The following is a 13,080-nucleotide window of genomic DNA, read 5'->3' on the forward strand; positions in this document are numbered from 1 at the left end:
TTCTCAAGAGATCCCATTATGCCATCAGCCCCATTTTCGTGATAAAATCTGCAGGATTGGGCAGAGCACCGGAATGTCCGCCCAAACCGACCCTGCGCAGCCAGACATCGAACTCCGGCGCGGCTTTCAGTCCTGAAATTTCGCGCAGATAGTCAATGTCTTCAAAGGCAAGGCTCTGGTACCCCAGCATCGCGTCATCGGCTCCTGGCACGGTGATTAGGAAATTCACGCCCGCACAGGCCAACAGAGTCGCCAGCGTATCCATGTCGTCCTGATCTGCCTGAACATGGTTCGTGTAGCAGACGTCGACTCCCATCGGTAGGCCAAGAAGCTTACCGCAGAAGTGATCCTCCAGCCCCGCCCGAATGATCTGTTTTCCGTCATAAAGGTATTCGGGCCCAATGAACCCGACCACCGTGTTGACCAACATCGGATTAAAGGCGCGTGCAACGCCGTATGCCCGGGCTTCGAGGGTCTGCTGGTCCACGCCATGGTGGGCGTCGGCTGACAGGGCCGCCCCCTGCCCCGTTTCGAAATACATGACATTCTGACCAACTGTCCCACGAGCAGCGGCCAGACCCGCCTCATGAGCTTCACCCAGCAAAGACAGCGATATGCCAAAACCTTCATTTGCGCCCTCACTGCCCGCCACGGACTGGAAGATCAAATCGACGGGCGCGCCTGCCTCAAGCAGTTCAATCGCATTCGTCACATGCGTCAGGACGCAGGTCTGGGTGGGAATGTCGAAACGTGCGCGGATATCATCCAGAGACGACAGCAGGCTATGGCAATTCGCGATGTTGTCTGACGCCGGGTTGATGCCGATCACCGCATCGCCCGCCCCGAAAAAGAGACCGTCCAGCACGGCCACCGCAATTCCCATCGGATCGTCTGCGGGGTGGTTGGGCTGAAGACGCGTAGCAAGCGTGCCCTTGCGCCCGATCGTGTTGCGAAAGGCGGTGATGACCTCGGCTTTTCGTGCGACACGGATGAGGTCCTGATTGCGCATGAGCTTGGACACTGCGGCGATCATTTCCGGCGTAAAGCCGGGCGCTGCTGCGGTCAACGTCTGTGCCGTGGCCACCGGTGACAGCAGCCAGTCGCGCAGCTCCCCGACAGTCATTGACGAAAAGGGGGCAAAGGCCGCGGCGTCATGCGTGTCCAAAATAAGCCGCGTCACCTCGTCGGTTTCGTAGGGAATGACGACTTCATTGAGAAAAGTCTTAAGCGGCAGATCAAGCAGGACACGGCGTGCCGCGACACGTTCGAGCGCGCTGTTTGCGGCGATCCCTGCCAATTGGTCACCTGATTTTTCCGGTGTCGCGGCTGCAAGGACATGAGCCAGAGAGCTGAAGGTAAACCGCTCCGCGCGCGCGGTCGCGCAATAGGTGGGCATCACAGCCTCCGCAGGCAGGTTGCCCAGTCGGGATGTTCCATGATGGAGCGCGCCCGCATCTTTTTCCACATTCCGTATTTGTGGAAATCAAAACCTAGGCGCGACACTTTTAGTTGAACCATAGACCACAAGCACCATTTCACATCAGCAAGCGCCTTGTGCACCGTTACCCGAGCGACAATGTCCGGGCGGACCTCACCGAAATACTCCTCGATCAGCTCAAGTTCTCTTTCCGGGGAAAAGAACATCTCGCCAAACCAGATGCCGAGGTCGTAGCAGCGGTCGTTCATCGAGGCGTATTCATAGTCGATCAGCATGATGGACCTGTCGCCACCGATCATGAAGTTGCCAGGCATCGGGTCGTTGAACGACGTCACCAGATCCAGACCAGAGGCGTGTATGGCGTCCCTTGCAAGCTCCGTGTTGAGCAAGACCCAGTCGCCATCCCTATACATAGGCGCCCCCAGATCGCGCACCTGCCCGAGATGTTCGTCGATCATGTCGAATACCGTCTTGGTCAGGCCAAGCGCCGGAAGCCCGTGCAGCGTACGATAGGCACCGATCGCCGCCTTGCACATATCAATATCGGCAAAATCGCTATGGTTCGACGGGCGGCGGTCGGCAAGAAAATCGTTGATCTCGACGCCCCTATCGGCGAGGTCGTCATAAACACGAGGGCCTAGCCCTGCGGCGGCGGCTTTCTGAGAGGCTTCAAGCGCGGTCGCACGGTCGATGAACATTTCAGTGCCGTTTCCGGGCACCTTCACGAACCAGTCGCCTGCACCCTTCGGATCCTGCACCCGCCAGTTTTCGTTTGAAATACCGCCGGACACAGGCCCGTAGACCAGGCCGACACCGCCGCCAAAGAGCGCCGCGTCACGGATCATCGTTTCGATGGTGTCTTCCATCGGATCACTCGCACTGCCCAGAGGTTTCATCATCATGCTGCCTCTCCCGTAATGCGGATTTTCTCTTCGAATTGCGGATGGCCCAAAGACAAGCGCAGGCGCAACAGGCGCCATTCACCGTATTTGATCCATTCGACGGCCTTGCGTTCCGAGCGACGCGCCATGAGCCGCGCCCAAAGTGCCTGCAGCATATCGTCCGCATGAGACCACAGCCGTGCACGCGCAAAGAGAACTTCATCAAACACGCCAGCATAGGCGACGAACCCCGCCCTCATGTCGCGCTCGTGGTCTGTCATCTCGGCCAGAAGACAACCAACATCATACATGGGATCGTTCATTCCCGCAGTGTCGTAATCCACCAACCGGACCTGCCCCTCCGGCCCGACCATGAGATTGGAGGACGCACCATCATTGCGGCAGGGCACAAGGGGGGAACCGCCAAGCAAGCCTTGGGCCATGCCGATCACGCGGCGCAGCCAAAGAATGTCATGCGGCAGCTCAACGCCTTCGGCCCGGTGCGCTTCCATCAACGCGTCGATCCGTGCAAAGGCGTCAAAACGGCCCGGCAGACCCGCAGTCCCGTGCAGTGCCTTTATCGCGCTCATGGCCGCAGCAATGACTTCGGAATTCTGGAGATCATGCTGGCGGGCTGTGATCCAGCCTGCATCAAGAGGGTCCATCGCGACGGCGCCCATATCGGCATTGCTCCAGAGAACCTTCGGTCCAGCACCAACCTCACCAGCCTGAGTGGCCATCTGAACCGAGCGCTCAAAATCTATCCCTGCCCGCATCTCCGGATGCAATCGCTTGATAAAAGCCGCCCCGGTCAGAACCGAACGGCTGTCGAGCGCCTGGCAACTGGGAGAGGCCAGCGCGGCAGGTCCAGCCTTTGCCCCCTCCATCGAAAAACCGGCCGAGACGACGGCCTCTTTCATCATCTCATCGCTAACCAGTCCGGTCATATCGCACCTGCTGCTTTGTCCAAAGATCCACCTGCCAGATCAATCCGGCGGATCATGTTCACGAGCACGTCGCCACCAGCAGCGAGATCCTCAGGGGAAGTGTATTCATCGTTGCGGTGAATGACGCCGTTCACAGAGGGCACCGCGATGACAATCGCGGGCAGTGTCGCATTCACGGCAACGGCATCGTGGCCGGCAATCGTATCAAGCTGCATCTTAGGATAGCTAAAATCATCAGCCGCCGCTTCGGCAAGGCTGACAAGGCGGCTGTCGAACCGACCCGCCGGGCGTCGGTCCACCGCGACCACTTCAGCAGAGACAGCTGCCTTCTGTGCCAGAACAGGCAACGCCGCACGCAATTCCGCCTCGGACCAGTCCAGCATATCGGGTTCAGGCGCGCGCAGTTCGGCGAAAAGCACAGCCTTGCCCGGCACGATATTGGGCGAGTTCGGTGAGATATCGACGCGGGCCACAGAGGTGTAGAGCGTATCTGCAGCGGTATCGGCCAGCTCCCTTACCTTGGCGATGATGTAGGCTGCGCCCAGTACGGCATCCTGACGTTCGTTCATGGGGGTCGGGCCGGTGTGATTCTGCTTGCCGGTCACTTCGATACGGACCTTCAGCGCTCCCCAATGTCGGATAAAGGGGGCAATCCGCGCTCCGGCCTTTTCCATTTCGCTGTCACCCTCGATATGGACTTCTAGGTAGCAATCGGGTCTCGGTGCCGGGTCACTGCCCATGTAACCGGTGCGCCGCAGCTCTTGCTCGACTGTTTTGCCATCGCGATCCATTCGCGAGAGCGCAAAATCCCGGGTCAGCGATCCGGCATAGACAGAGGAGCCTAGAAGTGAGGGCTGAAACCGCGCGCCTTCCTCGTTCATCCAGTCTACAATCACGTAATTGCAGCTGGGCGTGATACCGCGCTCCGTGACTTCCTTGCGCCAGGTCTCGACAGCGCTCAGTGCCGCGACGACACCATAGGCACCGTCAAAGCGTCCGCCTTTTGGCTGGCTGTCGAGGTGCGAACCGATCATCACAACTGGCGCGTCGGGACCAGCCAGATCCAGCCGCCCGAAGACATTGCCGATATCGTCGACGAGCACCTTGTAACCACGGCTGCTTAGTTCGCCGCAGAACCAGTCACGGGCCGCCTTGTGATCATCGGTCAGCACGGGGCGGTCCACGCCCCCATCAGCAGTGTCCCCGAACTCCGACACTTTTTCCATCAGCGCGTGCAGCAGCGTGGTGTCGATACGAGGTATGTCACATCTCTCAGTCATGGATGCTATCCTTGGCTCCGGTATTGCTATCGAGAAAGCAAGCCGCGAGGGCGTGATTGCCACGGCTCGTAAGTGCAGGGTTTTCCTTGTGGCAGCGTTCAAACACATGCGGGCAACGGCTGGCAAAGGCACAACCGGGCGGCAGGTCAATCGGCGAGGGCGGCTCGCCTTCCAAAAGGCAATCTTCGGGACGATAACGGCGTTCTTCCAGAGTCGGAGCTGCCGAGAGAAGCGCCCGGCTATAGGGGTGGCCCGGATCAAAGAACAGCCGTTCGTTGGGCGCCACCTCGACGGTTTCCCCCAGATACATCACCGCGATGCGCGAACAGACCCTGCGGACCATGGTCAGGTCGTGCGAAATGAAGATATAAGTAAATCCATGCTGCGCCTGCAGCCGCTCGAACAGATCGAGAAGCTTGCCCTGTTCGGTCTGATCCAGCGCCGACAGAGTTTCATCCATGATCAGCAAACGCGGCTCAAGGATCATCGCCCTTGCCACGTTCAGGCGCTGGCGCTGGCCTGCGGACAGCCCGGTGGGCAGGCTGTCGTAGAGCGCCTCGTTCAGGCCGACTTCGCTCATCGCAGCGCGGGCACGTTCGCGGCGTTCCTTGCGGTCACCAATGCCATGGATTTTCAGCGGTTCTTCGAGAATTGAGCCGATTGCAGATTGCGGCGGCAGCGAACCATAGGGATCTTGCAGGACAAGCTGGAAGTGACGTCGCAAGGCACGCAGGCGTTTAGAGCTCGCCTCGCCAACATTTTCACCCTCGAAAAAGATAGATCCCGCATCAGGACGTTCCAGCCCTGTCAAAAGACGCAACAACGAGGATTTACCGCAACCAGACTCTCCGACAATGCCAAAGTTGTCGCCCGGAAAGACGTCGAACTCGACATTACGTACGGCCTGCACGAGCGCCTTTCCGGTCTTGCCTCTGGTCGCGTAATACTTGGCAACACCTCGCACGGACATGATCGCCTGTTGATCGCGGTTCGGGGGCGTGTCCCGCCCTTTCCGGTCGTCGGCCCAAAGGGTTGGCAGCTCTTCGATCAGCTGGCGCGTGTAGGTGTGTTCGGGCTTGGCGACAAGGTTTGCCGAACTCTGGCGTTCCACCACGCGGCCTGCATGCAGCACCATCACCTCGTCGCCCGCATCGCAGGCCACCGGCAGCGAGGAGCAGATAAAAAGGATGGCGGTCGAAAAATCTGCGTTCAGCTCGCGCATCAGCTTGAGGATTTGCGCCGCCACCGTCACATCAAGCGGCTGTGTGATGTTGTCGGCGATCAGAAGAGCGGGATCGGAAATCAGCGCATCCACAATCATGACCCGTTGCATCATCCCGCCAGAATACTGGAACGGATATTCGTGATAGCGTCTCTCGGCAGACGGAATTTTGACCGCGCCAAGCAGTCGAATAGCCTTTTCCTTGGCATCCGCCGCCGAAATATCGGGGCGTACGGCGCGCAGTTTTTCGACGAGTTGCGCGCCCACCGTCATCGTCGGATCAAGCGCGCCCGCAGGGTTGCCGCCCACATAGGCGATTTCCCGGCCTGCTAGGCTTTTTGCATAGGCCTTGTCGGCGATCAGGTCGCTACCGCTGAACAGCACCTCTCCCGAGGTGACCCTGAGCGGGGCCGAAAGCCAGCTCACCAGTGCGCGTGCAAGCACTGTCTTGCCTGATCCGCTTTCCCCGATCACGGACAAAATTTCGCGTGGTTTTAGGTCGAAACTGATGTCCTCAAGAATGGCTCGGGTTTTCCCCTCGCTTTCCAGGGTCACTGTCAGCCCCCGCACGGACAGAAGGGCCTCGGTCGAATGTGCCGTATCAAGAGCCATGTCATGCACCTCCGTAAATCTTGTTTCGCGCCCTTTCGAGTGCTGCTCCCATCAAGTTGATCGAGGTCAGTGTCAGCACAAGGAACACACCCGGCATCGTGGCGATCCACCATGCATTCATCAGATATTTGCGCCCATCAGCGATAATATTGCCAAAGGTCGGCGTTGGCGGCTGCACCCCGAGCCCTAAAAATCCGAGCACGGATTCAAAGATCATCATGCGCGCGATATCCAGAACCGCGACAAAGGCGATGGGCGGCAGGACCAGTGGCAGGATGAGCGAAAACATAATCCGCCAATCGGTCGCGCCCAACACCATCGCGCCGCGCACGAACTCTTTCTTGCGCTCGGACATGACAGTTGATCGCATCACCCGCGCATAGACAGGCCAACCCGCAAGACCCAACACGAGGATGATGGAAGGGATCGTAGGGCGCGAAACACCCAAGATGGTGATCGCAAGAATAATCATCGGGATAGAAAGCTGTGCATCGGTCAGCCGCATAAGAACGGTATCGACACTGCCGCCGAAATATCCCGAGAACAGGCCCACCAATGCCCCGACAGCCAGCATGACAACCGTGGTCGAAACGCCGATCAACAACGAATACCGCAAACCGACCAGCGCGCGTGAAAGCATGTCGCGCCCCAGCTGATCGGTACCGAGGGGGTGAACCCAGCTCCAGCCGTCACCAAAGAACACTGGCGGCGAGAGCTTGGCAGAGATGTTCATCTTTGTCGGGTCGATCCCGGAAAACATCGGATAAAAGATAGCCGACAGTAACAGGATGACAAAGACGACGAGGCCAATCTTAAACTCGACCGAGGCAAAGGCTTCGGACCAGATGCGCGCGGCAATCTTGCGTTCCTTGCGCGGGGTTGAGAGGTCAGGGGTGATTTCAAGATAGCTCATCAGTATTCCAGCCTCGGGTCAATCGCTGTCGCACACAGGTCGACAACGATGTTGATCAGCACGAATGCGGCGGCGGTGACGATGGCGATACCTTGGATCAGGGGGAAGTCACGTTGCATGACTGCGTTAATCGTCAGAAGGCCAAGGCCCGGGTAGTCGAAAATAAACTCGATCACGAGAACACCCCCCAAAAGCATCGAAAATTGCACGCCCAGCAAATTCAGAAGCGGCACAGCCGAGTTTTTCAGCGCATGATGAAAAATGATCTGGTTCCGGGTGAGACCCCGCACCGCAGCGATGTCGATGAAATTCTGCCCCATCACCCCGGCAACCGAGACGGTCAATGTGCGGATGATGAAGGGAGCAATTTCCACGGCCAGAACAAGAGCGGGCAGAATTGTGTAGGCAAACCCGTCATACCCAATCGCCGGAAGGAGCTTCAGCTTGACCGAGAGAACCAAGGCAAGGACGATCCCAAGCCAGAAATTCGGCAGACTGACGAATACAGACGACAGATACAGGGCGAACCTGTCTGGGAACTCCCCAGGCCTGAGCCCGCCCCACACCCCGATCGGGACAGCGATGATGAGCGCGAAAACCATGGCCAAAAGGGCCAGTTGCAATGTCATCGGTGCGGTATTGGCGATCAAGTCCCAGACCTCGGCACGCTCGCTGCGGGTATTGTCGTCAAAACTTGCTCCACCGACAGAGGCCCCATTCGCCGGGCGTACAAAGCTTTGGCCCAGATCGCCCTGAAGCATGCCGCCGACATAACGTCCAAATTGCTGATAGATCGGATCCCGCAGGCCCATGTCCTCTGCGATCTGTTCTATCAGCGCCTCTGGCGCCATCCCTCCGGCCATGAGGCGGACAGGATCCCCGGGAACGACGCGCAGCAAAGTGAAGATGATGGCAGAAACAAGGAGAACAATCAGTGCGCCCTGAAATAGCCTTCGCGCGAGAAAACTGGCGATGAACATCGGTCCCTCCGGTAGGTTTTTCGAAAAAAGGCCGGAGCCCGGAATAGTCGGGCTCCGGCTTGGCGTGATCAGGCCCTGGTTGCCTCAGAGGCGTCGATTGTCCCGTCCGGATAGATGAAGAGGTCCTTCACGTCGGCGCGCACCCCATGCATTAGCACGGAAGTGAACAGGCTGTAGGCAGGCACCTTTTCGGCGAGCAGAGGCATCAGATTGGTCTGAAGGCTCTCTTTGCGGGCTTCAAGCGAAGGCGCATCGCGCTCGGCATCAAGTGCTGCGTCGATTTCCGCATCGTCGATCCCGCAAATGCGCTTTGAGGTGGAGTGGAAGTGAGTGCGCAGAACAAGATCTGGCTCGGGGGAGGCGCTGGTCCAGCCGCAGTCAATCATGTGGCCGGGACCACCGCCCGGACGGTCATACAGGCGTTCGTTCCACGCCGCGACTTCCATCACGTTGAGCGTCACGGGAAAACCCTGCTCCTGAAGAAGCGCGGTGATGACCTCGCCATATTCCTTCGTCTTGGGATAAAAGCCCGTGGAGGTGATGTATTCGATCTCTGGCAGACCCTGCCCGCCCGGATAGCCCGCTTCGGCCAGCAGGCGTTGGCATTCTTCCGGATCGTATTCCGGGTAGTTGTCCAGCGCGATGTAGCCAAACTTAATCGGGGAGACAAAGTTGGACGACGGCTCCCCTGCGGTCCCCATGACATCAAGGATGATGCTGCGGTCGATGGCGTGACAGACCGCCTTGCGCAGCAGCGGGTTGTCAAACGGTGGCTTGGAGCAGCGGAACCAAAGGTATTTGTTTTCCACAGAGACGGCCCGGTTGAGAACAATGCCGTCTTCGCCCTGCAGCGTTTCGACCTGTTCCGGTTCGAGGCGTTCGATCACGTCGGCCTGACCGTTCATCAGCGACAGCATGCGTGTGGTGGAATCCCCCACGAAAGAGAACCGCACGCCCGGCACCTTGGGTGTGCCACGGAAATAATCCGCGTAGGCTTCCATGACGGTGTCGTTGCCATCCTGCTCTACGAACTTGAAAGGGCCAGTGCCGTTCAGTCGCTGAGACAGCGCGCCGTTCGGACCGCCTTCGATGTCCTTGATGGACATGATCGGAAGATAAGAGGCAAGGAAGATGAACATCGCCGCGCCATATCCGCCTTTGGTCGTGTCCACGATCACGGTGTAATCGTCGGGCGTTGTGACCTCAAACGTGTCTGCAAAGCCCGGATAGACCTGACGCGCGCGTTCCGGCTGTGCACCATATTCAAAGGTCGCCTTGACATCCTTAGCCGAGAAAGGCTCGCCGTCGTGAAACGTCACACCCTCGCGCAGCTTGATCTCAAGATGGGTCGCGTCGATGAGGTTGAGCTCGGTGGCAAGTTCATAGACCACTTCATCGGGGTTATCTGGCATCATCGGCGACCGGGTGAGGAACCCCATGATGAAGCCTTCGATGTTGAACTGCGACAGCGTCGTATGCGCCATCGGGTCCCAGTTACCTGTGATGTTCTCAGCCGACAGAAAGGTCAGCGGGCGCGCCTCCTGTGCAAAGGCCGAACTGAAGAAAAATTCGGGATTAAGGCGCATAGCGGCCGCCGAGGCACCCGCCATCATGCCGTAGCGAAGGAAATCTCGTCTTTCCATTGTGTCACTCTCCTGTTGTGGCCCGCTGGGGCCTTTGATGATTTGGAAAATTGCGGTCTTTACGCCGCTTGGGCCGCGCGCAGCAAAGCCAGCTCTCTCAGCATTTCTGCGTGCAATTCGGGTGTGGCAGAGGCCAGGACATCGCCAGAAGATCCAACGTTGAGTGGATCTCCGTTCCAATCGGAAATCACTCCGCCTGCGCCGCGCACAATCTGCACGACGGGAAGATAGTCATAGGGCTCGAGTCCGGTTTCCAGCACGAGATCGCAAAAACCTGAGGCCAGCAGGGCGTAATTATAGCAGTCCCCGCCAAACCGAAGCAGACGCACACGGTCACGCAGCATGTCGTAAACCGGTGTCTTTTCGCCCGAGAACAAGATCGGATCAGTGGTGTAGGCATAGGCAGATGCCAGATGTTTGCACTCGCTTGTCGTCACAGGTTTGCCGTTCAAAGTTGTGTCGGCACCTTTTATACCGCTCCAACGCTCGCCAATGGCGGGCATGTCGATTTGACCAAGCTGCGGTTCACCATGTTCCAACAGCGCCATGAGGCCGCCAAAAAGCGGGTGGCCAGTTACAAAGCTTTTTGTGCCATCGATCGGATCCACGACCCACACGAACTCCCGGTCAAGGTTTTGCACACCGTGCTCTTCACCGAAAATTCCGTGCTCTGGATATGCCCGCTCTATTTGTTCGCGAAGAAAGGTCTCGATTCCGCGATCCGCGACCGTAACCGGGCTGTCGTCACTCTTGTGTTCAACCTGCAACGCATGTCGAAAGTAAGAGCGCGCGATTTCGCCGGCCCCATCGGCTGCTTGGTTGGCAAATTCCAAGGCATCTCGCAAATCGAGCATCTTCACCTCTCATCAGTTTGGCATTCCTCAGGCCCATGGGCCGATTGAATCCAAGCTGCAGCCAGGCTCAGCAAAAATCCACACAAAACAACACAAAAGCACGACTTCCCACATTGTGCTCTGTTTTTACGCTAAATATGGGAGATAATGAGGTAAATACTGTCATAATATGTCTTTTAATGCCATAAAATCCACAAATTCAAATAAATTTGTGGATTTGCACAGCGAGACAGGCAAGACGTGTCGAAAACGGAGAACGAGTCATGTGGACGCACGAGCGCCATTCCAGAATCATAGAAGAGCTGTCGAAAAGCGGGAAAGTGAACACGAGAGTTTTAGCTGACTTGCTGTCCGTTTCCCGCGAAACCATCCGCCGCGACTTTCTCGACCTTGAGGAGTGCGGAACTCTCAAACGTGTCCACGGCGGCGCTGTGTTGTCGGGCCGACAGATCGCACCGGAACCCGCGTTCTCAGATCGTTTGACTGCAAATGCCGACGCAAAGCGTGATATCGGCAAAGAGGCCGCTGCGCACATTCAACCCGGATCGACACTGTTTATAGACGCCGGCACCACGACGCTCGCTTTCGTGCGCGAGATATTATTCCACCGTGACGTTCGGATCATCACGAATTCGATCGAGATCGCAAAACTGGTTGCCCCAACGGGAAACCTGGAAGTGTTGCTGCTCGGTGGCAAACCGCATGCCGAGGTCCCGGCAACATACGGCGAACTCACACTTTCCGAAGTGGACCGATTTCTTGCGGATTTTGCCGTGATCTCTCCAGTTGGCTTCCATCCGACGCGTGGCGCGACCGACTATGAACTGCACGAGGCCGAAGTCGCCCGTCGGATGATAAGGTGCTCGAAAAGTTGCATCATGCTCTGTCACTCGGACAAGCTCACTATGGAGAGCCGCGTTGCGATATGCCGCCCGGAAGAAGTCGATCATCTGATCACTGACTCAAAAGCGGATCGGGGCTTTTCTCTCCCCCGTGGCGAAGTTCATTTCGCTCGGCCTCATGAGACAGATGTGAGGTGATGGGGAAACCGACTGGCGCCTCGAACAACTGACCATCAGCGTTGAGGTCGAGCACATGGAGGAGAATTATAGTGGCGACGATCGTGGCCTGATCATCTCGCGCCTGGGCCTCCTGCCTTGGAGACGGTTAGCATGGTTTTGGTTCCTTCGCGCGCCCCGTAGGATCTCCCGACAGCGGCCTGATCTTGTCTGCCAGCGCAAGCCAGGTGCGATTCATACCTTGCCCCCCTGCCCTATCGATGACTGCGGCTATCAGCGCCGGTCAAGGGCTTGTCTGGCATTGCCAAATTGTCTGGCTTGCCTAATCGGGCTATGGCGTACTCCATGAAAATACCAACCAGTCTGCCGCGCCTGAAGGGCTTCCGTTTTCCACGTGAGATCATCGCTTATGCAGTGTGTGCTTATCATCGCTTCGCGCTGAGCACGGCTGACGTCGAGGACCTTCTGGCGGAGCGGGGCGTGATTGTCAGCCGGGAAGCCGTCCGGTTATGGGTCAATCGATTTGGTCGGCATTTTGCGAATTGCATCCGGCGCGATCGTCCTCGTCCCAACGACAAATGGCACCTGGATGAGGTTGTGATCCCGATCCGCGGCAAGAAGCATTGGCTGTGGCGCACAATTGGCGCGAATGGCGAGGTTCTCGATATACTTGTGCAAACGCGGAGAAGCGGAAAGGCAGCAAAGCGGTTTTTCAAAGGGCTGATCACTCAGTTCGGCGCGCCGAGGGTCGTGATCACGGATAAATTACGCAGCTACATCAAGCCGATCAAAACGCTGGCACCGGACGCTACCGGCACGCGCAGGGCCGCTTCAGTGTTGATCGACCCCGCAAAGACCGCGTGACCGGGCTCTTTCAGGCTTGGCACGCTTTCGCCCGTAACCGGGCTTTCGTCCACGCCCGACACCCCTTCGATCACCTCACGCGTCCGCCCGGACGTCTCCAAAAGCGCTATCTTGGGAACAAGCTGCGCCAGCGCCCTGATCCCGTCGCGTGCCTTGTCCGCTGCGACCCCTTCCAGCACTTCGCCCACCGCAAAAAGAAACACGACCAGCGCCGCTTCCTCGGCGGCGTTGATGACAAGTGCGCCAGTGGCGGCAATGGTCATCAGCATTTCGATGGTGAACGGCATACCCGCACGTGCCGCATTGAGCGCACGCCAGGCAATCGGCGCAACTCCGATCAGCGTGGCGAGTATAAAGGCCCAGTGGGCGACCCCGTCCGGCGCGACAATATTGATGCCCCAGGCAGCGATCAGCAGGGCGCCGGTGC

Annotated in this window: 10 protein-coding genes and 2 pseudogenes; 2 read left to right on the top strand and 10 right to left on the bottom strand. The window is 58.1% G+C overall.

The window, feature by feature from the left end; genetic code table 11:
- Positions 1–16: 16 nt before the first annotated feature.
- From P775_RS19805 to hisN, 9 genes are all read right to left on the bottom strand, one after another.
- Entirely contained in the window at positions 17–1,396 is a 1,380-nt protein-coding gene (locus P775_RS19805) for an ethanolamine ammonia-lyase subunit EutB (protein ID WP_099912618.1), read from the bottom strand.
- Entirely contained in the window at positions 1,396–2,340 is a 945-nt protein-coding gene (locus tag P775_RS19810; RefSeq protein ID WP_099912619.1) for a choline/ethanolamine kinase family protein, read from the bottom strand. The genes P775_RS19805 and P775_RS19810 overlap by 1 nt, the downstream gene beginning before the upstream one ends.
- The gene (locus P775_RS19815) at positions 2,337–3,266 is read right to left on the bottom strand and encodes a phosphotransferase (protein ID WP_099912620.1); all 930 of its coding nucleotides are present in this window, start codon (positions 3,264–3,266) and stop codon (positions 2,337–2,339) included. The genes P775_RS19810 and P775_RS19815 overlap by 4 nt, the downstream gene beginning before the upstream one ends.
- Positions 3,263–4,546 carry a Zn-dependent hydrolase gene (locus tag P775_RS19820; RefSeq protein WP_099912621.1) on the bottom strand — a complete coding sequence of 428 codons (1,284 nt, stop codon included), beginning with the start codon at positions 4,544–4,546 and terminating at the stop codon, positions 3,263–3,265. The genes P775_RS19815 and P775_RS19820 overlap by 4 nt, the downstream gene beginning before the upstream one ends.
- Complete coding sequence (locus tag P775_RS19825) at positions 4,539–6,380, bottom strand: ABC transporter ATP-binding protein (RefSeq protein ID WP_099912622.1); 1,842 nt, start codon at positions 6,378–6,380, stop codon at positions 4,539–4,541. The genes P775_RS19820 and P775_RS19825 overlap by 8 nt, the downstream gene beginning before the upstream one ends.
- 1 nt (position 6,381) lies before the next feature.
- Complete coding sequence (locus P775_RS19830) at positions 6,382–7,293, bottom strand: ABC transporter permease (RefSeq protein WP_099912623.1); 912 nt, start codon at positions 7,291–7,293, stop codon at positions 6,382–6,384.
- Positions 7,293–8,273 carry an ABC transporter permease gene (locus P775_RS19835; protein ID WP_099912624.1) on the bottom strand — a complete coding sequence of 327 codons (981 nt, stop codon included), beginning with the start codon at positions 8,271–8,273 and terminating at the stop codon, positions 7,293–7,295. Before P775_RS19835 ends, P775_RS19830 begins: the two co-directional genes overlap by 1 nt.
- A gap of 68 nt (positions 8,274–8,341) precedes the next feature.
- Positions 8,342–9,916 (bottom strand): ABC transporter substrate-binding protein, encoded by a 1,575-nt coding sequence (locus P775_RS19840; protein WP_099912625.1) that lies wholly within the window; start codon positions 9,914–9,916, stop codon positions 8,342–8,344.
- 59 nt (positions 9,917–9,975) lie between these two features.
- Entirely contained in the window at positions 9,976–10,770 is a 795-nt protein-coding gene (gene hisN, locus P775_RS19845) for a histidinol-phosphatase (RefSeq protein ID WP_099912626.1), read from the bottom strand.
- A gap of 263 nt (positions 10,771–11,033) precedes the next feature.
- Between hisN and P775_RS19850 the strand changes: the two genes are divergently transcribed.
- The gene (locus P775_RS19850; protein ID WP_099912627.1) at positions 11,034–11,810 is read left to right on the top strand and encodes a DeoR/GlpR family DNA-binding transcription regulator; all 777 of its coding nucleotides are present in this window, start codon (positions 11,034–11,036) and stop codon (positions 11,808–11,810) included.
- 324 nt (positions 11,811–12,134) lie between these two features.
- A pseudogene (locus tag P775_RS19855) lies at positions 12,135–12,599 on the top strand (IS6 family transposase); the annotation flags it as partial.
- Here the strand turns inward: P775_RS19855 and P775_RS29940 are convergent.
- Positions 12,587–13,080: pseudogene (locus tag P775_RS29940) on the bottom strand (P-type ATPase actuator domain-containing protein); the annotation flags it as partial. The pseudogenes P775_RS19855 and P775_RS29940 sit on opposite strands and share 13 nt — an antisense overlap.

Source organism: Puniceibacterium antarcticum (assembly GCF_002760615.1).
Classification (GTDB): domain Bacteria; phylum Pseudomonadota; class Alphaproteobacteria; order Rhodobacterales; family Rhodobacteraceae; genus Puniceibacterium; species Puniceibacterium antarcticum.